General features: G+C 59.7%; 15 protein-coding genes. 3 read left to right on the top strand and 12 right to left on the bottom strand.

Annotated elements, in window-relative coordinates; genetic code table 11:
• Window positions 1-34: 34 nt before the first annotated feature.
• The 3 genes from hutU to hutC form a co-directional block, all read right to left on the bottom strand.
• Window positions 35-1,702: a urocanate hydratase gene (gene hutU / locus AC3IUE_RS01820; protein WP_162247439.1), complete on the bottom strand. Its 1,668-nt coding sequence runs from the start codon at window positions 1,700-1,702 to the stop codon at window positions 35-37.
• A gap of 451 nt (window positions 1,703-2,153) precedes the next feature.
• A complete protein-coding gene (locus AC3IUE_RS01815) occupies window positions 2,154-2,723 on the bottom strand; it encodes a HutD/Ves family protein (protein WP_489265233.1) in 570 nt (189 codons plus the stop codon).
• A 10-nt stretch (window positions 2,724-2,733) separates the two neighbouring features.
• Window positions 2,734-3,402: a histidine utilization transcriptional repressor HutC gene (gene hutC / locus AC3IUE_RS01810; RefSeq protein WP_236713266.1), complete on the bottom strand. Its 669-nt coding sequence runs from the start codon at window positions 3,400-3,402 to the stop codon at window positions 2,734-2,736.
• Between the two features lie 358 nt (window positions 3,403-3,760).
• On the opposite strand from hutC, the gene AC3IUE_RS01805 reads away from it, so the two are divergent.
• Window positions 3,761-5,125, top strand: coding sequence for a formimidoylglutamate deiminase (locus AC3IUE_RS01805; protein ID WP_489265231.1), 1,365 nt, complete (start codon window positions 3,761-3,763; stop codon window positions 5,123-5,125).
• Between the two features lie 132 nt (window positions 5,126-5,257).
• Here the strand turns inward: AC3IUE_RS01805 and AC3IUE_RS01800 are convergent, their stop codons facing one another.
• Together AC3IUE_RS01800 and AC3IUE_RS01795 are read right to left on the bottom strand one after the other, a co-directional pair.
• Window positions 5,258-5,827: a lipocalin family protein gene (locus AC3IUE_RS01800; RefSeq protein ID WP_489265229.1), complete on the bottom strand. Its 570-nt coding sequence runs from the start codon at window positions 5,825-5,827 to the stop codon at window positions 5,258-5,260.
• Window positions 5,828-5,858: 31 nt separating this feature from the next.
• Window positions 5,859-6,113 (bottom strand): lipoprotein, encoded by a 255-nt coding sequence (locus AC3IUE_RS01795; RefSeq protein WP_033055306.1) that lies wholly within the window; start codon window positions 6,111-6,113, stop codon window positions 5,859-5,861.
• A gap of 284 nt (window positions 6,114-6,397) precedes the next feature.
• On the opposite strand from AC3IUE_RS01795, the gene AC3IUE_RS01790 reads away from it, so the two are divergent.
• A complete protein-coding gene (locus AC3IUE_RS01790; protein WP_489265227.1) occupies window positions 6,398-8,290 on the top strand; it encodes a methyl-accepting chemotaxis protein in 1,893 nt (630 codons plus the stop codon).
• A gap of 117 nt (window positions 8,291-8,407) precedes the next feature.
• Here AC3IUE_RS01790 and AC3IUE_RS01785 read toward each other — a convergent pair whose 3' ends face one another.
• The 5 genes from AC3IUE_RS01785 to AC3IUE_RS01765 form a co-directional block, all read right to left on the bottom strand.
• On the bottom strand, window positions 8,408-9,010 hold the full coding sequence (locus tag AC3IUE_RS01785) for a DUF924 family protein (protein ID WP_489265225.1): 603 nt from the start codon (window positions 9,008-9,010) through the stop codon (window positions 8,408-8,410).
• A gap of 3 nt (window positions 9,011-9,013) precedes the next feature.
• Window positions 9,014-10,024, bottom strand: a complete 1,011-nt coding sequence (locus tag AC3IUE_RS01780) for a class 1 fructose-bisphosphatase (protein WP_056741101.1) — start codon at window positions 10,022-10,024, stop codon at window positions 9,014-9,016.
• Between the two features lie 253 nt (window positions 10,025-10,277).
• Window positions 10,278-11,651, bottom strand: a complete 1,374-nt coding sequence (locus AC3IUE_RS01775; protein WP_489265223.1) for a DUF3999 domain-containing protein — start codon at window positions 11,649-11,651, stop codon at window positions 10,278-10,280.
• Window positions 11,648-15,235, bottom strand: a complete 3,588-nt coding sequence (locus tag AC3IUE_RS01770) for a DUF2339 domain-containing protein (RefSeq protein ID WP_489265221.1) — start codon at window positions 15,233-15,235, stop codon at window positions 11,648-11,650. Before AC3IUE_RS01770 ends, AC3IUE_RS01775 begins: the two co-directional genes overlap by 4 nt.
• Window positions 15,236-15,522: 287 nt before the next feature.
• Complete coding sequence (locus AC3IUE_RS01765) at window positions 15,523-17,973, bottom strand: glycogen/starch/alpha-glucan phosphorylase (protein ID WP_489265219.1); 2,451 nt, start codon at window positions 17,971-17,973, stop codon at window positions 15,523-15,525.
• Window positions 17,974-18,228: 255 nt separating this feature from the next.
• On the opposite strand from AC3IUE_RS01765, the gene AC3IUE_RS01760 reads away from it, so the two are divergent.
• Entirely contained in the window at window positions 18,229-18,672 is a 444-nt protein-coding gene (locus tag AC3IUE_RS01760) for a YkgJ family cysteine cluster protein (RefSeq protein WP_046045571.1), read from the top strand.
• A gap of 234 nt (window positions 18,673-18,906) precedes the next feature.
• On the opposite strand, the gene typA is transcribed toward AC3IUE_RS01760, so the two are convergent.
• Together typA and thiI are read right to left on the bottom strand one after the other, a co-directional pair.
• Window positions 18,907-20,727 carry a translational GTPase TypA gene (gene typA / locus AC3IUE_RS01755; RefSeq protein ID WP_046045570.1) on the bottom strand — a complete coding sequence of 607 codons (1,821 nt, stop codon included), beginning with the start codon at window positions 20,725-20,727 and terminating at the stop codon, window positions 18,907-18,909.
• 139 nt (window positions 20,728-20,866) lie between these two features.
• Window positions 20,867-22,321: a tRNA uracil 4-sulfurtransferase ThiI gene (gene thiI, locus AC3IUE_RS01750; protein ID WP_489265216.1), complete on the bottom strand. Its 1,455-nt coding sequence runs from the start codon at window positions 22,319-22,321 to the stop codon at window positions 20,867-20,869.
• Between the last annotated feature and the right edge of the window lie 47 nt (window positions 22,322-22,368).

Here is a 22,368-nt window from a genome sequence, read left to right as displayed (position 1 = left end):
CTCATCGCGAGCAGGCTCGCTCCCACAGGGTTTTTTATTTACCGGTAATCATCGGCAGGTTCAGACCCTGTTCCTTGGCGCAGTCGATCGCGATCTGATAACCCGCATCGGCGTGACGCATGACACCGGTAGCCGGGTCGTTATGCAGGACGCGAGCAATACGCTCGGCCGCTTCGTCAGTACCGTCGCAGACAATCACCATGCCCGAGTGCTGGGAGAAGCCCATGCCGACGCCGCCGCCGTGGTGCAGGGAAACCCAGGTCGCGCCGCTCGCGGTGTTGAGCAGAGCGTTGAGCAGTGGCCAGTCGGATACGGCATCGGAACCGTCTTGCATGGATTCGGTTTCGCGGTTCGGGCTGGCGACCGAACCGGAGTCCAGGTGGTCGCGACCGATCACGATTGGCGCGGACAATTCACCGCTGCGAACCATTTCGTTGAATGCCAGACCGAGCTTGGCGCGCAGGCCCAGGCCAACCCAGCAGATACGTGCCGGCAGACCCTGGAAGCTGATGCGCTCGCGCGCCATGTCCAGCCAGTTGTGCAGGTGGGCGTCGTCCGGGATCAGTTCTTTTACTTTGGCGTCGGTTTTGTAGATGTCTTCGGCGTTGCCCGACAGTGCAGCCCAACGGAACGGGCCGATACCGCGGCAGAACAGCGGACGGATGTAAGCGGGTACGAAGCCTGGGAAGTCGAATGCGTTCTCGACGCCTTCTTCTTGGGCCATCTGACGGATGTTGTTGCCGTAGTCGAAGGTCGGAATGCCCATCTTCTGGAAGTCCAACATCGCTTTAACGTGCACGGCCATGGATTGCTTGGCGGCTTTGACGACAGCGGCTGGCTCGGTCTTGGCGCGAGCGCGGTACTCTTCCCAGGTCCAGCCGGCTGGCAGGTAACCGTTGAGCGGGTCGTGGGCGCTGGTCTGGTCGGTGACCATGTCCGGGCGCACGCCGCGCTTGACCAGTTCCGGCAGGATTTCAGCCGCGTTGCCCAGCAGGGCGATGGAAATCGCTTTGCCTTCTTTGGTGTATTTGGCGATACGTGCCAGAGCGTCGTCGAGGTCGGTGGCTTGCTCATCGACGTAACGGCTGTTCAAACGGAAGTCGATACTGACTTGTTGGCATTCGATGTTCAGCGAGCAAGCGCCGGCCAGGGTAGCGGCCAGAGGTTGAGCGCCGCCCATGCCGCCGAGGCCTGCGGTCAGGACCCAACGACCTTTCAGGTCATCGTTGTAGTGTTGGCGACCGGCTTCGACGAAAGTTTCGTAGGTGCCTTGAACGATGCCCTGGCTGCCGATGTAGATCCAGCTGCCGGCGGTCATCTGGCCGTACATGGCCAGGCCTTTGGCGTCCAGTTCGTTGAAGTGTTCCCAGCTCGCCCAGTGTGGCACCAGGTTGGAGTTGGCGATCAGTACGCGCGGGGCGTTGCTGTGGGTCTTGAACACGCCGACCGGCTTGCCGGATTGCACCAGCAGGGTCTCGTCGTCATTCAGGTTGGTCAGGCTTTCGACGATCTTGTCGTAGCATTCCCAGTTACGTGCCGCACGACCGATACCACCGTAAACCACCAGTTCTTTAGGGTTCTCGGCGACTTCCGGGTCGAGGTTGTTCATCAACATGCGCAGCGGCGCTTCAGTCAGCCAGCTCTTGGCGGTCAGCGTGTTACCGCGGGCAGCGCGGATTTCAACGTCACGAAACTTGGTCATTTTATTGTCAGTCACGAAAGAGACTCCTCAGCGATCAATCCAAACCTGAATCAGTGGGCGTTGCGAGGAGTCTCGATCGACTCATACGCATACGTCTTTACTTGTACATACAAGCATATGCAATCAAGCGGCCAACTTGCTGAATGAGTGTTCAAGAAAAGTTTTGAAAGGGCTGGAAAGCGCCTGGATCAAGGGTTCCGGGACAGATGAAATTTTTCGGGGGGATTCTGCGAGGAGGGTTACAGCTGTTACTTGAGCGGGGTTTTGCGCCACGCTGGGGCGTTCGGTAACAAGTTGGTGCGCATTCGGGAACGCTGGAAAGCAAAAAGATCGTCCGAACGCGGCCCGAGCCTTCGGCAGCTCCTACAGTTCGATGTCCATCCACAAAATTTGTGGTGTGCACGATCAATGTAGGAGCTGCCGGAGGCTGCGATCTTTTGGGGATTTTGAATCAGCGTGCGATCAGTTCGATCACACAGCACGGGCCGTTACTGGAGACTTCCAGCAGACCAACGTTACCGTCGAGTTGCAGGCAATCATGGCGACCGAGTTGTGAGGCGCTGTTACCAACCTTCACTTCAAGCTCGTCGGTGACACTGAACACGAGCACGGTGCCTGCCGAGCTGAAAAACCGCTGCTCGCCGTCCAGCCACTGCAATCGTGCGCTATAACGCTGCGGTGCATAAATCAGGTTGAAGTCGCGGATCGGCCCACCGAGCAATGCGCAGGAGACCTGGCTCTCGCCGCTGAAAGCAAATGGGTCCAGCGGTAACAATGGCTGCGTGTCCTGGCCATCAACCCGCAAGGTCATGCCCTCGCCTTGCAACACAGTGATCACTCGCTCATAGCCGGCGAATGTCGAGAAACCGCCCGACTCGCCGATATCGGCAATCGACAGACGCCAGCCGAAACCCTCAAGGCCAGCACCTCCATCACGGGTGATTTCTTCAGTGCTGCCGCCGCCGTTTTTCCATGGCATGCGTGGGTAATCAACTGCGCGTAGAACCTTCATCTCACTCATTTATGGCTCTCTATTTATGGAACCGCCCTTCCAGACGATGACGGGAACCGGGGTGGATCAAACGGGCGGCAGTCACTGGCTGACGGCCGGACCAGGTGCGGCGACGAATCAGCAGGCACGGCTCGCCCTTTTCAATCTGTAGCAATTTGCACTCGCTGGCTTCGGCCAGAATCGCCTCGACCACATGCTCGCCTTCAGTCAGCGGCGCGACCTGGTTCAGATAGGCGTATGGCGTTTGCAGGGTGAAGTCCTGCTTGAGGTAGTCCGGAGCCACCAGTGCGTTGACGAACCGGTCTTCGATTTGCACCGGGATATCGTTTTCGAAATGCACGATCAGCGAGTGAAAGACTTTCTGGCCTTCGCGCATGTCCAGTGCCAGTGCCCGCTCGGAACCGGCGGCCTCTTCTTCGAGGGTGATGACTTTGCACGTATGGCGATGGCCACGGGAGGCGATTTCGTCGGCGATGTTGTGCACTTCAAACAGCGCGGACTGACTTTTCGGCTCGGCGACGAACGTGCCGACACCCTGCATGCGCACCAGCAGACCGTCGGCGGTCATCTCGCGCAGGGCGCGGTTGATGGTCATGCGGCTGAAACCCAGTTGGTTGACCAGCTCGCTTTCCGACGGAACGCGGTAGTGCGGCGGCCAGTTTCCACTGTCGATTTGCTGGGTGATCATCTGTTTGACGCGGGCGTACAAGGGCGCCGGACTGTCGCCCAGATTGGCGCTCAGATTGGCATTCGGCGGCAATGTGGCAGACGGAGTTGGCACGGTTAATCCTTGTTCATTTGTCAGGGGAATGTGGCTCGTATGGTTAGTTCTGTCAGTCAATTTCGGCGCCAGAAATCCAGATCCTGCGTTGCTGCTCCTCGCCATAGCCAGCTATGACTCGTCGCAGCGCCTTGGCTCTGAATTTCTGGCATCCGAACTTGAACTGACGAACTAACCATACAAGCCACATAGCTTGCCGGAGTTTACCGAGCAGGCAAACGTCTGTATATGTATATACAAATAACACACGATGGGGTGCTGAACCATGTCCGCCTTCTTTGCCGAACGCGCGCTGCTGCCTAGTGGATGGGCCAACAATGTACGTCTTGAGGTCAGCGCCGATGGCGTGTTGACCCATATCCAGGCCGATTCCAACGCAGATGGCGCCGAACGGCTAAGCGGTCCGCTGCTGCCGGGTATGCCGAATTTACACTCCCACGCCTTCCAGCGGGCCATGGCCGGGCTGGCGGAAGTGGCGGGGAATCCGAATGACAGTTTCTGGACCTGGCGCGATTTGATGTATCGCCTCGTCGGAAAAATCAGCCCGGATCAACTCGGCGTCATCGCCCGTCAGCTGTACATCGAAATGCTCAAGGCCGGTTACACCTCGGTCGCGGAATTTCATTACGTACACCACGACACCAACGGCCAGCCTTACGCGGACCCGGCCGAGCTGGCGCTGCGTATCAGCCAGGCCGCCAGCTCCGCCGGTATCGGCCTGACGCTGCTGCCGGTGCTCTACAGTCATTCCGGTTTCGGCGGCCAGGCCCCGAACGAAGGCCAGCGCCGCTTTATCAACAGCACCGAAAACTACCTCAGGCTTCAATCGCGCTTGCAGCCGATCCTGGCGCAGCAACCGGCGCAGTCGCTGGGTTTGTGTTTCCACTCGTTGCGCGCGGTAACACCACAACAAATCAGCGAAGTGCTGGCCGCCAGCGACCAGCAGTGCCCGGTGCACATTCACATCGCTGAACAGCAGAAAGAAGTCGATGACTGCCTGAGCTGGAGCGGCCGCCGTCCGCTGCAATGGTTGTACGAAAACACCGAGGTCGATCAGCGCTGGTGCCTGGTTCACGCGACCCACGCCAACCCGGAAGAAGTCACGCTGATGGCCAAGAGTCGCGCCATCGCCGGCCTGTGCCTGACGACCGAAGCCAACCTCGGCGACGGTATCTTCCCGGCGGTGGAGTTCCTCGCTCAGGGCGGGCGCATGGGCATCGGTTCCGACAGCCATGTGTCTTTGAGCGTGGTGGAAGAATTGCGTTGGCTGGAATACGGCCAGCGTCTGCGCGACCAACGGCGTAATCGTTTGTATGGCGCGGATCAGCCGATGGTTGGTCGCACGCTGTACGACGCGGCTCTGGATGGCGGCGCTCAAGCACTGGGTCAGTCGATTGGTGCGCTGGAAGTTGGCAAACGTGCGGATTGGCTGGTGCTGGATGGCAACGATCCGTACCTGGCGACGGCCAGTGGCGACGGGATTCTCAATCGTTGGTTGTTTGCCGGCGGTGATCGCCAGGTGCGGGATGTGCTGGTCAATGGCCAGTGGGTTGTGCGCGATGGGCATCATGCGGGCGAAGAAGAGAGCAATCGGGCGTTCACCCAAGTCCTGCGCGAATTACTTGGCTAACCCAAAAACCTGTGGGAGCGAGCTTGCTCGCGATGGGGCCGTCAGATTCAACATCAATGTTGACTGAGGGGCCGCTATCGTCGGAACGCCGCCCGGAGCAAGCTCGCTCCCACATTTGTTCTCTACTAACCGTCAGTTCGAGGTCTTGGCCATCTGCGTATCGGTCGCGCGCCAGATCAGTCGCGTGGTGTCGTAACCCTGCTGACGCGCCTTGCTCAGCAGTTCCTCACGCACTACACCATTGACCGTCGGGGTCCGTGACAGCAGCCAGAGATACTTGCGGCTCGGGTCGCCAACAATGGCGGTCTTGTAGTCATCGCTGACGTACAACACCCAGTACTCTCCCTTCGCCGTACCCGGTATCAACCGCGAAAACCAGGTATCGAACTCGACCCACAGCTTGTCGGTTTTGCCCGGCTCCTGTGGCCAGGCCACGCCTTTGGCCTCTTCCCATTGCCAGTCTGCCGTCAGGCAGCGATTGAGCACCAACACCTTGCCGTCAGGCTTGAGCGTGTAATGGGCTTCGGATTGCGCGCAGTTGCGCTGGAAATACATCGGCAGACGAGCCAACTCATACCAGGTCCCTTGGTACTTCTTGAGATTGACGCTGTTGACGGTTTTCGGTGCCAACGGATCTACGCCGGAAGTGGCGCAGCCGGCCAATACCAGGCCGGCTAAAAGGACTATCAGTAACCGTTTCATTGTTTTTCTCCCGTGGGCGCATAGCCCCGGATTACTTCAGGCCTTGGCCGGAAAACATCAGCACTTTGTCACCGGCGTACTGCACGCTGATAAAGCTGTTCTTGTCGCCCCAAGTGCAACTGGACATGCCGAGCGCGCCCGAGCAATCAGCGGGTTTGCCCAGCAAGGTTTCTACCTCGGCCTTGGGCATGCCTGAAGACAGCTTCGAGTAGTTTTCCTGATTGATCTTGCTGCAAGCGGCCAACAACACGCAGAACGAAAGCAGGGCGATAGAACGCAGCGACATGGTGTAGCTCCTGGGGCGAAGGGGAATGGCATGGCTGCCAAGCTGAAGCTTAGAAGAGAAAACCCCTGTCTGGTTCCCTGGCCGGCCGGCTATTTATCAGGCCGCTCGTCTGCCTTGTTTCGAAAAATCAGCATCTTTCTTTCGCTATTGAGTATTTCGTCGGTTTTCACAAAAATCCGCCTAATCTTTGACGCCGGTCAGTCGACATAAAAGCAGCGCAATGCCCACGACTGTGGCAAATTGACGCCCCTTTGTTGACCAGCCTCTCCGCGGTAGCTCATTTAATGACCAGAAACATGAAGTTCAGCCACAAGATCTTGTTGGCTGCCGCCCTCGTGGTGGCCGTTGCATTCGCTTGTTTCATCCTCTTCAACGACTACCGCCAGCGGCAAACCCTGCGCAGCAGTACCGAATCCTCGATGCAGGAACTCGGCAGCCTGACCACCAGCAACATCCAGACCTGGCTGGACAGCCGCATTCAGTTGCTGCAATCGCTGTCCCAGCAGATCGCGGTGGACGGCAGCGCCCAGGCCAACCTCAAGCGCGCCATCGACCTGCCCGCCTACACCAGCAATTTTCAGTTGAGCTACTTCGGTGGCACCGATGGCGTGATGTTCTCGGTTCCGGCCGGCAATCGTGCCGCGGATTACGACCCCCGTGCCCGTGGCTGGTACAAGGCGGCCAACGGTGCGCAACAGACCATCGTCACCGAACCGTACATCGCCGCGTCGTCGGGCAAACTGGTGATCACCGTTGCCACCCCGGTGAAACATCAGAATCAAATGATCGGCGTCGCCGGCGCAGACATCGACCTGTCCAGCGTCAGCGCGATCATCAACTCGCTGAACTTCGGCGGCCACGGCCATGCGTTTATCGTCAGCGCCGACGGCAAGATCCTGATCCACCCGGACAGCAAGCTGGTGCTCAAGAGCCTGACCGACGCCTACCCAAACGGCGCGCCGAAAGTCAGCCCGAGCATGAAAGAAGTCGAGATCGACGGCAAGACTCAATTCATCTCCTTTACCCACGTCAACGGTGTGCCCTCGGCAGACTGGTACGTGGCGCTGGTGCTGGATCAGGACACCGCGTTCTCGATGCTCAGCGAATTCCGCACTTCGGCGATCATCGCCATGGTCATTGCCGTGGTGATCATCATCGCGTTTCTGGGCATGTTGATCAGCTTCCTGATGCAACCGCTGCTGACCATGGGCCGCGCCATGCATGACATCGCCGAAGGCGAAGGTGACCTGACCAAACGCCTGACCATCCACGGCCAGGACGAATTCGGTGCGCTGGGCACCTCGTTCAACCGTTTTGTGGAGCGTATTCACACCTCGATTCGCGAAGTGTCCTCGGCCACCGGCCAGGTCAATGAAGTCGCCTTGCGTGTGGTTGCCGCGTCGAACTCGTCGATGTTCAACTCCGACCAGCAAGCCTCGCGCACCAGCAGCGTCGCCGCCGCCATCAACGAGCTGGGCGCCGCCGCACAGGAAATCGCCCAGAACGCCGCCCTCGCCTCTCAACATTCGAGCGATGCTCGCGCATTGGCCGAAGACGGTCAGCAAGTCGTGGATAAAACCATCGCGGCGATGCAGCAGCTCTCGGCGAAGATCAGCGATTCGTGCGGCAACATCGAAACGCTCAACAGCAACACCGTGAACATCGGGCAGATTCTGGAAGTGATCACCAGCATCTCCCAGCAGACCAACCTGCTGGCACTCAACGCCGCCATCGAAGCGGCCCGTGCCGGTGAAGCCGGTCGTGGTTTTGCCGTGGTAGCGGACGAAGTGCGCAACCTCGCGCACCGTACTCAGGATTCGGCGCAGCAAGTGCAAAAGATGATCGAGGAACTGCAAGTCGGCGCCCGGGAAGCCGTGATCACCATGACCGACAGCCAGCGCCAAAGCGAAAGCAGCGTTGGCATCGCCAACCAGGCGGGCGAACGTCTGGGCAGCGTGACTCAGCGTATCGGTGAGATCGACGGGATGAACCAGTCGGTGGCCACTGCGACGGAAGAGCAAACGGCTGTGGTGGAGTCGATCAACGTCGACATTACCGAGATCAACACGCTGAATCAGGAAGGCGTGGAGAACTTGCAGTCAACGTTGCGTGCGTGTTCGGATCTTGAGCAGCAGGCGGCGCGGTTGAAGCAGTTGGTTGGCAGCTTCCGGATCTAAGGCGCTCTCACTGGCCTCATCGCGAGCAAGCTCGCTCCCACAGGGGATTTGTGCATGACACAAATCAAGTGTGGGAGCGAGCTTGCTCGCGATGACGGCATCAGCCGCGATGAAGATTTAGAACCTTGAACCAGGCCCCGAAAGAAACTCCAGCTCTTCAGCCGTAGACTCCCTTCCCAACACCGCATTGCGATGCGGAAACCGTCCAAACCGCGCAATCACTTTCTGATGCCGTTCGGCATAATCCAGGTTATCGGCAAACACCGCCCGATCAGCCTCAGGCTGCTGCGCCACCAGATCGATAAATCGCGAAACCGCTTCGTTCTGCACCGCCAGATTCTCGCAATGCTCAAACACCAGGTAGATGAACACCCGCTGGATCGGCCGCAACTGCCGATCGAAATCCGCAGCAATGCCTTGCGCCACCAGTGCCTGAGCCCTGAGATCGCCTGAAAAGGATTTGGGAGTGTCGCGATAGATCATTCGCGGGAGTTGGTCGAGTAGCAGCACCAGAGCCAGCCAACCTTCGGGGCGTTGCGCCCACTCGGTCAATCCGCCGGCCAGTGCCTGCTCGACCCAGTCCCCGAAACGCGTGCGCGCTTCGAGGTCCTGGCTGTCGCGCTTGCCGAACCATAACTTGCCCTTGTCAGCCGATACTTCGTTGGGGGATTCGAGCGTTCCGAACCACCATTCGAGCAACGGCTGCCAGGGCGCGGTCATGGTTTATTCCTTGTGGTAAGCCGTGACGCGTTCGACTTCTTCTTTCGAACCGAGGAACACCGCGACACGCTGGTGCAAGCCGTCAGGCTTGATGTCGAGGATGCGCTGATGACCATCGGTGGAAGCGCCGCCGGCCTGTTCAACCAGGAACGACATCGGGTTGGCTTCGTACATCAGGCGCAGCTTGCCCGGCTTGGACGGCTCGCGGCTGTCGCGTGGGTACATGAACAGACCACCACGGGTCAGGATGCGGTGCACGTCCGCGACCATCGCGGCGACCCAGCGCATGTTGTAGTTCTTTTTCAGCGGGCCTTCTTCGCCAGCCAGCAATTCGCCGACGTAGCGTTGTACCGGCGCTTCCCAGTGACGCTGGTTGGACGCGTTGATCGCGAATTCCTGAGTGGACTCCGGAATCTTGATGTCTTCATGGGTCAGGACGAAGCTGCCCATTTCGCGGTCCAGGGTGAAGCCTTTTACGCCGTCGCCCAGGGTCAGGATCAACATGGTCTGTGGACCGTAGATCGCGTAACCGGCAGCCACTTGCTCGGTGCCTGGCTGCAGGAAAGCCTTTTCGTTCAAGGGCTCGTTTTGGCTCAGGTATTCGTTCGGGCAACGCAGCACCGAGAAGATAGTACCGACCGGCGCGTTGATATCGATGTTCGACGAGCCGTCCAGTGGGTCGAAAACCAGCAGGTACGCGCCTTTCGGGTATTTGCCCGGGATCTGGTAGGCGTTGTCCATTTCTTCGGACGCCATGCCGGCCAGGTGACCGCCCCATTCGTTGGCTTCGAGCAGGATCTCGTTGGAGATCACGTCGAGTTTCTTCTGCACTTCACCTTGGACGTTTTCAGTGCCCATGCTGCCCAGAACACCACCGAGGGCGCCTTTGGACACGGCGTGGTTGATCTCTTTGCAAGCACGCGCCACCACTTCGATCAGGAAACGCAGATCGGCAGGGGTGTTATTGCTACGGGTCTGCTCAATCAAATAGCGACTCAGGGTAACGCGGGACATGGAAGGCTCCGGTGGAATGGGGGGGCTAAAAACCCGCGCAGTTTAACGCGAGTCGGGGCGCATTTCCTCCTATCAGACGTGTTACACCCAATAGAGTTCATGCGCCCGGTTGAGCGTAGTTCGAAACCGGCATTTTTACCGACCTGGAAACAGCCATCGTCGGAACGCCGCCCGGACCAAGCTCGCTCCCACAGAGGAATGCGGACCCTGTGGGAGCGAGCTTGCTCGCGATTGGGATGCAAAGCATCCGCCGTCAGGGCTTGACCGGCGGCTTGCGCAACAGACTGAACGCCATCGAGGCCAGAAACAAAACACTGAGCAGCAGCACCGCCCACAACCCGAATTTCTTCCAGTTTGTGTCCGCCGGCGCAGCCGTTGTCACGGTCGACGCCGGCGTGGCCACCGCCCCGCCGTCCACCGTAGCCTTGCCCAATGTCGCCAACTTTGCAGCGTTGTAATCCGGAATCAACGTCGACAGCGGCAGGCTCGCCGCCTTCACCGTGGCACTGCCCAGCCCTAGCGTATAAGGCCCTGCTCCGCGCGCCAGGAACACCAATTGAATGGAGCGCACGGCGAATCGCACAGTCGGTGCCTCGGCCCCCAGACCGCCGCCACGCTCGTCCACCGTCAGCTTCAACTGCTGCACAGTTTGCCCTGACAGCTGCAATTCGTTCTGCACCACGTCCTGGCCACTTTGAGTCAGGCGATAGAGCAAACCGCTGCCCAGCGACTGCCACGGCAGGCTGCTTTCCCGACGACCGGACAAGGTTACTGGCGCCAAACTGTTGGGCTGGCTCAACTCGACCTGCAAGCGCTCGACATTCAGCCCCATGGGTAATTGCCAGGTGTATTCACCGGCCTTCACGCTGCTGCCGGCCAGCGGTTGCGACCAGACAAGCGGTAGCGGCAGGCTGCGGGTCTTGGCGCTTTGCAGTTGCGCCGAGGTCAATGTCGGTGCCGATTGCGGCGTGCTCCATAGCAATCGCAGATACCGGGCCGACTGACCCGGCAGGGTGACTTCATGTTGCTCGACCCGCTCGTCGGCGAACGTCAGGCGTGCCACCTGCCCTTCGCCCCACGACTGCCAATGCTGCAGGTCGTCGCTGGCTTCGATGGTGAAACGCTGAAAGCCGTCGCGTTCGCTGGTCCAGTCGAGGATCAACTGCTGCAACGGTGCTTTGATGCTGCTGGCGTCGAGCAACCAGCCCCGCAGCATTTCTTCGCCCGCCTCCAGCTGACTGGACGGCTGCACTTCGACCAGCGTGCCGTTGGCGCTCGATTGCACCCTCACGCTCGGTGCGTGCTCGGTGGAATCCGCCGAGTTGTAAAGCGGGAACCACTTCACGTCGGTCAGGGTGCGCTTATCGCTGGTCTGCGCCGGCGCACGTGCCAAGGCATACGCCTGAGCCTCACCGGCGGCGTTGAACACGCGCACATCGCTGAGATCGGTTTGCCGCGCATTCAGTTGCACGCTCAACGGCAATTCGAGGCGATACCACGGACCTTCGCCGCTGACCGACAACGGCACCTGCGTGGCGAAGTCCGCCAATTTTTCCTGAGCACTGGCCGACAGCGCCACACCCAGCGCAACAGCGCCCAACCAGACACGGCTCAGCTTCTGACTCAAGACGACACTCCTTCGGTTTGCGGGGCCGGTTTTTCAGCCTCCGGCACAGCCTCGGCGCGCTTGGGCGGCAACGGGGCGAAATAGCCCACCACCAACAGCAACACACCAACGCCGATAAACGAGACGATCCGGGCGAGTCCGCCGCGGTTGCTCAATTCGACAAAGAACAGTTTGGCCACCACCACACCGATCAGCGCCGCACCGATCAGCCAGACTTCGCGGCGATGACGCAGATGGCCGCCGATCATCAGACTCAGGGCCATCAAGGTCCAGACGATAGACAGACCGGCCTGCACCAGCATGGATTCGAGCAACGCCTCCAGCTCGAACGGCACCCCCCCCCAATGATGGGCAGTGCGCATCACCAGCGCCGTGAAGAACACAAACAGCGAGGCTCCAGCGATCAGTTGCGTGGCGTGTTCGGCATAGTCCTTGCGAATCGCCAGTTGCGCCACAGCGCTGCGGGACCACACGTAGACGCCGAACAGCGCAAACAGCAGACCCAACTCCAGCGGGTTGATCAGCGGCACGTAAGGCAACGGCTCGGCGGTGCCGTCGCTGACGACGTTCGCCAGCCAGAACCAGCCGAGCATCAGCAACGCCAGCGGGGCCGCCGCGTACACGCGGTATTCGCGCGAATAAGCCGACACCGGCCATGGCCAGGCACGGGGCGCTGCCATCAGCACCAGATACAGGCTCGGCAGAATCGCCCAACCCAACCAGCGCCAGGCGTTGTACTGCTCGGACAACAGCAACAGGCCGTAACGCAGCTCCAGGGCCAACACACCGATCAATAGCCAGCAGCCGAGCACATGGGCGGTACTGAGGGCGCGCGCCGGCAACATCGGCGCCAGACGCCGCAGAGAGAGGAAATGCACAACGAACACGGCCGCCCATACCAGCCAACCAAAATTGGCCGCCGGGTGATAACGCGAGTGCCACGCATCCAACAACACCAAACCGGTCGCAGGCATCAGCAAGGTGCAAAGCAAACCCAGCGACGACCATTTCAGGCGCAGCGCCAAGACTGTCCACAGCGCCACGCTCAGCGCCGCAACGGCCAGCAACAACGCCGCGTGCAGATTCAACGGTGCGAAGCGCAGCACTTCACTGATCCACGCCAGCGCCCACCATCCAGCGCCCCACACCAGCAGCACTTCGGACAAACGCTGCAAGCTCAGCACATCGAAGGCCGACGCATGGTTGCCGAGCTGCAAGCGCCAGGCGCCAACCATCGCGGCCAGACCCAACACCAGCGGCGTCCAGAAACCGCTATGAGCCAGAGGCTTCAATCCTTCGCTCGCAAGCGGTCCGAGCAACTCAGGCCTGGCCATCAGGAACGCCGCGCCGCCGATGACCTGCAACAGCAGACCGAAGACAAAACTCACGCGCTGCTTCAGGTACAGACTCAGCCAGATGATGAACAAACCGCTGGCCGCCCATACCGCACTCGCCGTTTGCCAAGGCAGGACGAACAGCACCGCCAGATTGATCAACACCAGACCGGCCAGCAGCACCACCGACAAGCCACGCAGCAATCGCACGTCGCTTCGGACCATCTCATCGCGCGCCGCCAGCAACATGCCAGCGATCAGCGCCAGGCCGATCAACGACGCGCTCAGCAAACCGTTCCAACCCGCACTGAACACGGCGCCAGACTCACCGCTCGAACCTTGCAGCCGCAGCAGGAACAACGCACCGCCGAGCAATTGCACGCCGAACGCGGTGAACAGGAACGTGCGCGATTGCAGACGCAAGCCAACAAACAACGTCGCCAACCCCGCCAGCGCCCAACTGATCGCCGTGCCGTGAGTGAAGAAGAACAACGGCGCCAGCAGATAGAGGAAGGTCAGGCCGAGGCAGGCCAACACCGGCAGCCCTTTGCGCTCCCATTCCGACGTCTGCTCGGGCAAGGCTTTGCGCAATTGGTAGAAACTGAACAGCAATGCCACGCCAAGCATCAGCGCGCCCAACGGTGCCCCTTCCAGCAGGCTGCTTTCGCCGATTCGCAGTTCACTGAGGAAGGCCAACGCCGAGCCCAGTTGCAGCAGCAAGGCAAAGGCTCGGGCCAGCGGTCGTTGCTGACGCAGGCCAAGCCAGAAGATGCCGGCGCCTTCGACAGCCCAGGCAGCAGCGGTCCAGCGCGCATCGAGCCCCAACGGAATCGCCAGGCTGGCGAAGATCACCCCCAGCGCCAGACAGGTTTCCGCCAGCAGCAGCGCTCGTCCCCCCATCAGCAGCCGTGCCAGCCCCATGTAAATCATGCCCAACGCCAACGCACTGAAGGCTGCAGCGAATTCCATGTGCTGGACCAACGCGAACTGCAAGCCGAAGCCCACCAACGGAGGACCGAACAGCATCGTGCCGTCGACGTAATCGCCCTTGCGCGCCGACCAGTGCAGCAGCGCTTCACGACTGTCGTCCTCGGGTGCGTCGCTCATTTCCAGCAACTTGCGCCGGGCGAACAGCAGACCGATGACCAGGTACATCAGGAAGAACACAATCAGGAACGGCTCGGTGCTCCACAGCAGTTCCGGGGTATAGGAACGCAGGCCCCAAGCGAAACCGATGCCGAAGGTGCCGACGAAACCGATCAGGTTAAGAAGCCGCCAAGCCTTGAACCAGGCGATGGCGAGGATGCCGGCGTTGAGCAAGGCGAAGTAGCTGAACAGCGCGACATGGTTGCCGGCGCCGGTGGAGGTCAGGATTGGCGCGGCAAAACCGCCCAACGCTGCAGCGGCAGCCAGGCCCAAGGCATCCTGGGTGATGGCGAGGATCGCCGAGAACACCGTCACTGCAACCAGCAGACCTAACGCCGCCGTAGGGTCGAGCAGCGGATGCAGGCGCATCGCAGCAAACACGGTCAGGTACAACACCGCGATCCCGGTGCCTTGCAGCATCAACGCGTAATGGCTGTTGCGTGTTCTAAGCCACCAACCCAGTCCAAGAAGACCCAATGCCGCCGCCGCAACACCGGCGTAACGCAACTCGATCGGTACCACCATGCCTTCGGTGGCATAACGTAGCAGGAAGGCCAGACCGAGAAACAACAGCACCACACCGACCCGCAGCACAGTGTTGCCGCCGAACAGCCAGTTGCGTGCGCCGCTGATGGCGCGGTCGATGAAGTTCGGGCCACGCGGGATGGCAGGTTGTTGTGGCTCGCGGGCGACCGGTTCGGGTTTCCAGGCATCGACGGGCGCTGGACGGCTCGCTTCGGCGGCGGCCGTGGTGATCGGTTCCAGTTCGGGAGGGAGTTCCCAGATCAGCTCCGGGGCTTCGACAGGGATTTCGTCGAGTGTGAATTCAGGAGGTGCAGCAGCTTCGCTGACAACTGGCTCACTGGTTTGCGGCGCCTTGACGCCTGACACCTCCAGCAACACCAAACGTTGCTCGACCGCATTCAGCGCCACCTGCGCGTGTTCAAGCAGCCGGCGCTGCTCGTCAGCTTGTGTACCCAAGCGGCCAATGCGAATGGCCTGGCCAATACCCAACCCGAGCAGCCCGCCCAGCAGCGCATCGCTGAACGACTCGTCGAGTACCCAGCCCAGCACCAGCCCAATCAGCATGAACATCCATTGCATGGTCGATATCCCTAAGTGGCCCCGCGATGGGCAAATCCGGGCAATACAGCATCTGGCTTCAGTCTAGTTTGAAACAACACAAACCTTGTGGGAGCGAGCTTGCTCGCGATGGGGCCCGTACATTCACCATTGAAGTTGAATGTACGTCCGCTATCGCGAGCAAGCTCGCTCCCACATTGGATTGCCTTTGACTGAGCCTAGCCATACTTTGGCCCGGTGTAACCGGCGCTTAGTATATCGATCAGGCCCAACAACCGTCGGGCCTTGCTCGCAATTATTGCTAAAAGTTACTCCAAAGCTTTCCAGATATCCGTGGCGTACTCGCGAATGGTCCGGTCGGACGAGAACCAGCCCATCCGGGAAGTGTTCAACACAGCCGAACGCCACCATTCCTTCGAATCGTGCCAATGGGCTTCAACGCGCATCTGCGCGTCCCAGTAAGAGTCGAAATCGGCGCAGACCAGGAAGCGATCGTAGTCGATCAGCGAATCGATCAGTCCTGTGTAACGGGAAGGATCATCCGGCGAGAACACCCCGCCGCGAATCGCTTGCAGCACGTCATTCAGCCGGTGGGATGCTGCAATATCCGGCGTCGCGTTGAACTCATGGTTCTGCTTGCGCGCTTCAACCTGCTGAGCGCTGAGGCCGAAGATGAACATGTGTTCGGCGCCGATGCGTTCGCACATTTCGACGTTGGCTCCGTCCAGGGTGCCGATGGTCAGCGCGCCGTTGAGGCCGAACTTCATGTTGCTGGTGCCCGAGGCTTCGAAGCCTGCAGTGGAAATCTGCTCCGACAAATCCGCTGCCGGGATGATGCTTTCCGCCAGACTGACGTTGTAGTTGGGCAAGAACACCACTTTCAGCAAACCGCGCACCGTCGGGTCGTTGTTCACCACCCGGGCGATGTCGTTGGTCAGTTTGATGATCAGCTTGGCCTGGTGATAACTGGCCGCCGCCTTGCCGGCGAAGATCTTCACCCGCGGCACCCAATCGATTTCCGGCTCGGCACGAATCGCCTGATACAGCGCAACGGTGTGCAACAGGTTCAGCAACTGACGTTTGTATTCGTGGATCCGCTTGACCTGCACGTCGAACATCGCCGCCGGGTTGACCGCAACGCCAAGTCGCTCGTGAATGATGTACGCCAAGGCTTTCTTGCTGTGCAACCGCTGTTCGGCAAACGCCTTGCGGAACGCGGCTTTCTCGGCGAACGGTTCCAGGCCGAGCAAACGCTCTTCGGCGTTGTCCAGCAGATCCGGGCCGAGCGCGTCGACCATCATCGAGGTCAGCTCCGGGTTGGCCTGGTAGAGCCAGCGGCGGAACGTGATGCCGTTGGTCTTGTTGTTGATCCGGTCCGGGTAGAGTTTGTGCAGCTCGGAGAACACCGTTTTGCGCATCAGCTGCGTGTGCAGGCCGGACACGCCGTTGACGCTGTGGGAGCCAAGGAACGCCAGGTTGCCCATGCGCACGCGGCGGCCGTTGTCTTCCTCGATCAGCGACACCGCACGCAGCACCTCGAAGTCATGGATACCCTTGGCTCGCAGCGAATCGATGTGCTGGGCGTTGATCAAGTAAATGATCTGCATGTGCCGCGGCAGCATCCGCTCCATCAAACCGACCGGCCAGGTTTCCAGCGCTTCCGGCAGCAGCGTGTGGTTGGTGTAGGACAGCGTGTCGACGGTGACTTGCCATGCCGCATCCCACGCGACGTCATAAACGTCGACCAGCTGACGCATCAGCTCGGCCACGGCAATCGAAGGGTGGGTGTCGTTGAGCTGGATCGCGGCATGATCGCCCAGGGTCAGGACCGAGGTGTGCATGTTGCGATGGCGGCGCAGCAAGTCCTGCAAGGACGCGGCGACGAAGAAATACTCCTGACGCAGGCGCAGTTCCTGTCCGGCTTCAGTGCTGTCCGCCGGGTAGAGCACCCGGGAAATACTTTCGGCCCGGGCGACTTCTGCCACGGCGCCCAAGTGGTCGCCGGCATTGAAGCGTTCCAGGTGCAAATCTTCCATGGCCCGGGCGCGCCACAGGCGCAGCGTGTTGACACTCGCCCCGCGCCAGCCGACGACCGGCGTGTCATACGCAATCGCGCGAACGGTTTCCGCCGGCGTCCAGACTTGCTTGGACTTGCCGGTTTCGTCGGTGACGGTTTCGACGCTGCCGCCGAAGCCAATCGGGTAAACGACCTCTGGTCGTTCGAACTCCCAAGGGTTACCGAAATCCAGCCAGTGTTCGGTCTGCTCCTGCTGCCAGCCGTCGACGATGGCCTGGCGGAACAAGCCGTGTTCGTAACGAATGCCGTAACCGTGGCCGGCAATGCCGAGGGTCGACATGCTTTCCATGAAGCACGCGGCCAGACGACCGAGGCCGCCGTTGCCCAGCGCTGCGTCGGGCTCCAGCAGGCGGATGCGCTCAAGGTCGACGCCAAGTTCAGTCAGGGCCTCACGGGCGACGTCCAGCAGGCCAAGGTTGCTCAGGCTGTCGTAGAGCAGACGGCCGATCAGAAATTCGAGGGAGAGGTAATAAACCCGCTTTTGACCTTTGCGGTAAATCTGCCGGGTGTGATCCATCCAGTGCTCGACCATGTGATCGCGCGCCGCCAGGGCAATGGCTTCGAACCAGTCGTGGTCGAAGGCGTGATCCGGGTCTTTGCCCACCGCGTAGGTGAGTTTGGTCAAGACGGCGTCGCGGAATGCGGCCACCTCTGCTTCGCGAACAAGTGGTTCTTGAGTCATCGATAGGACCTCGAGCGAGCTTGGAATTGTCTGAGCCTAGACGGTCTGACAGGCCGTTGGAACTCTGGTTCGGCAGTTTTTCCTGATAGTGCAAGATAGGTCGACATTACAACCTCATGTGCCGGAAAGAATGCAGGGCCCGTGCCGGAATACAGGTGTTACTGGGCGGAATACGAAAAAATCTGGCGAAAGGTTGTTCAAAAATCCACCAGTCCCGGTATGATCGCGCGCCCTGATGCACGCTGGTAACAACCGATGATGAAGTCCAACCTGATCGCCGCCGCGGAGATCGATCGCCTCGATACCTGGGCCAAGTACTCCGCCCCGATGTGTGGTTCGTGCGTTTCCAGCTGCTGCACCCTGCCGGTCGAGGTCAAGATCAAGGATCTGATCCGTATCGGCATCGTCGATGAATTCGAGCGCGGCGAGCCGCCAAAGAACATCGCCAAGCGTTTGCAGAAGGAAGGGATCGTCGAGCGTTACAACCAGAAGTCCGAGATCTTCACCCTTCAGCGCATGAGCAACAACGATTGCCTGTACCTGGATCGTAAGAGCCGTCTGTGCACTATTTATGAAAAGCGCCCGGATACTTGCCGCAACCACCCGAAAATCGGTCCGCGGCCTGGGTATTGCGCGTATAAGCCGAAAGAAGTGGCGCGCGAGAGCAGCGAGAGCCGTCGGACCCTCGAGAAGTTCTAAAGCCGCCCCGATTCCCCGTAGCAGCTGTCGAGCCCCAGCGAGGCTGCGTTCGGCTGCGCAGCAGTCGTGAAATTAAACGCAGCGGTGCATCATATAAATCGTATTTTCCGGCCTGCGACTGCTCCGCAGCCGAACGCAGCCTCGCAAGCTCGACAGCTGCTACAGCCAGACAAACAAAAACGCCCCCGACCTTGCGGTCGGGGGCGTTTTTTTAGCAGCTAACTAAGTCGAAACTCAGTTACCGGCTTTCTTGGCAGCGCGGGTACGCTCGCTTTCGCCCAGGATCTTCTTACGAAGACGGATGGACTTAGGAGTGACTTCGCACAGTTCGTCTTCTTGCACGAACTCAAGAGCTTGTTCCAGGGTGAAACGGATAGGCGGAACCAGAGCGATGGTTTCGTCTTTACCCGAAGCACGCATGTTGTCGAGCTTCTTGCCTTTGGTTGGGTTAACGCCCAGGTCGTTGTCGCGGCTGTTGATGCCGACGATTTGACCTTCGTACACGTCTTCACCGTGACCCAGGAACAGTTTGCCGCGAGCTTGCAGGGTTTCCAGCGAGTAAGTCAGAGCCTTACCGGTAGCAACCGAAACCAGCACGCCGTTCTGACGGCCGGACATGTCGCCGGACTTCATCACGTCGTAACGGTCGAAGATCGAGGTCAGGATGCCTGCACCGGAGGTCAGGGTCAGGAACTCGTTACGGAAACCGATCAAGCCACGAGCCGGGATGTTGTACTCAAGGCGCACACGGCCCTTGCCATCCGGAACCATGTTGGTCAGGTCGCCTTTACGGATACCGATCTGTTCCATGATCGAACCTTGCGATTCTTCTGGCAGGTCGATGGTCACGTTTTCGTACGGTTCGTGCTTGACGCCGTCAACCAGGCGGATGATCACTTCCGGACGACCAACACCCATTTCGAAGCCTTCGCGACGCATGGTTTCGATCAGTACCGAGAGGTGCAGCTCACCACGGCCGGAGACTTTGAACTTGTCGGCGGTGTCGCCTTCTTCAACGCGCAGAGCAACGTTGTAGAGCAGTTCTTTGTCCAGACGCTCTTTGATGTTACGGCTGGTGACGAACTTGCCTTCACGACCGCAGAACGGCGAGTCGTTAACCTGGAAGGTCATGGAAACGGTTGGTTCGTCAACGGTCAGCGGCTTCATCGCTTCGACGTTCAGTGGGTCGCACAGAGTGTCGGAGATGAACAGCTGGTCGAAGCCGCTGATGCAGACGATGTCGCCGGCAGCTGCTTCGTCAACGTCGATACGGTGCAGACCGTGGTGACCCATCAGCTTCAGGATACGACCGTTACGGCGCTTGCCGTCGGCGTCGATAGCCACAACTTGAGTGTTCGGCTTGACGCGACCACGGGCGATACGGCCAACGCCGATAACACCCAGGAAGCTGTTGTAGTCCAGTGCCGAGATTTGCATCTGGAACGGACCGTCACGGTCAACTTTTGGAGCTGGCACGTGGTCAATGATCGCCTGGTACAGCGGGGTCATGTCTTCAGCCATGTCGGTGTGTTCCAGACCGGCAATGCCGTTCAGGGCCGAGGCGTAGACGACTTTGAAGTCCAGCTGTTCTTCGGTAGCACCCAGGTTGTCGAACAGGTCGAAGATCTGGTCCAGAACCCAGTCCGGACGCGCGCCTGGACGGTCAACCTTGTTGATGACCACGATTGGACGCAGGCCGGCTTCGAAAGCCTTCTTGGTCACGAAACGGGTTTGCGGCATAGGGCCGTCTTGAGCGTCAACCAGCAGCAGAACGGAGTCAACCATCGACATTACGCGTTCAACTTCGCCGCCGAAGTCGGCGTGGCCCGGGGTGTCCACGATGTTGATGTGGTGGCCGTTCCAGTTGATGGCGGTGTTTTTCGCCAGAATGGTAATACCGCGTTCTTTCTCCTGGTCGTTGGAGTCCATCACGCGCTCGTCGTTGAGCTCGTTGCGCTCCAGGGTGCCGGATTGACGCAAGAGTTTGTCTACCAGGGTGGTCTTACCATGGTCAACGTGAGCAATGATGGCGATGTTGCGTAGATTTTCGATCACTTGTGTATCTCGATCAGAGGATTCGGTGTGCTGACAAGTCTTGGCAGCGATTAACAGTAGAGTCCGGCAAAGCCGTTACAGCTTGACGGCGGCGTCGGGGGGCCGGTGACGCAGGCCACAGGCAAACAGCCCCGGGCACTTAGCTCGGTCGATAAACGCGCACATTGGCATGCCCCTCACTGAGCAAATGGTGGGCATGCAGGCGACTCATCACGCCTTTGTCGCAATACAGCAGGTACTGGCGAGTAGGGTCCAGTTCCTTGAAACGAGCGTTCAATGCATAAAACGGCATCGTTTGTACCTCAATGCCAACGAGGCCCAGCGGGTCATCTTCAGCGGCATCCGGATGACGGATATCGATGACGATCTGACCAGCCAGCGCTTCGCTGACTTCTTCGATCTGCAAGTCCTGGCCCAATTCGTCGATCACGCGATCGATCGGCACCAGTTTGGCGTTCTCGAGCGCACGCTCAAGTACTGCCATGTCGAACTGTTGTTCTTCGTACTCCACGCGTGGACGCTTGGCGTGGGTCTTGGGGTTCACCGAGATGACCCCGCAGTATTCCGGCATGTGCTTGGCGAAGTCGGCAGTGCCGATTTCGTTGGCCAGGTCGATGATGTCCTGCTTGTGACTGGCGATCAGCGGACGCAAGACCAGCTTGTCGGTCACGCAGTCGATCACGGACAGGTTCGGCAGCGTCTGGCTCGACACCTGGGAAATCGCTTCGCCGGTGACCAGCGCATCGATCTCCAGCCGATCGGCAATACGGGAAGCAGCGCGCAACATCATACGCTTCAAAACTACGCCCATATGACTGTTATCGACTTTCCCGAGAATTTCTCCCAGTACTTCCTCAAACGGCACACTGACAAATAACACGCGTTGGGAGCTGCCGTACTTCTTCCAGATGAAATGCGCGACTTCCATAACGCCCAGTTCATGGGCTCGTCCGCCCAGATTGAAGAAGCAGAAATGGCTCATCAGCCCGCGGCGCATGATCTGGTAAGCAGCAACAGTGGAATCGAAGCCGCCGGACATCAGCACAAGCGTCTGTTCCAGGGCACCCAGCGGATAACCGCCGATGCTGTTGTGCTGGTTGTGGATCACGAACAACCGTTTGTCGCGAATTTCGAGGCGTACTTCGATTTCCGGCTCTTTCAGCGAGATTCCGGCGGCGCCGCACTGACGTCGCAGTTGGCTGCCGACGTATTTCTCGACGTCCATCGAACTGAATTCGTGCTTGCCGGCACGCTTGCAGCGCACCGAAAAAATCTTCCCGGCCAACGCATCACCGAAGTGCTGCTTGCACTTGGCGACGATGTCGTCGAAGTCACCCAACGGGTATTCGTCGACTTGCAGGAAATGCGCGATGCCCGGCATGCAGCTCAGGCGCTCGGTCATCTCCTTCAGGGCTTTGGGCTCGCTGACGCGGGTTTCCAGCTCGAGATTGTCCCACACACCGTTCACCACCACAGCCGGGTCCAGGTCGCGGAGCACGGTACGGATGTTTTTGGCCAACTGGCGGATGAAACGCATCCGTACCGGGCGGCTCTTGATGGTGATCTCGGGAAAGACTTTTACGATTAGTTTCATGAAAACAGCGCGCGCTGGGCCAGCCGAAAAAGGGGGGCGCGGATTAT

This window comes from Pseudomonas sp. GL_093, assembly GCF_057837605.1.
This window is presented reverse-complemented; position numbering and strand designations above follow the sequence as displayed.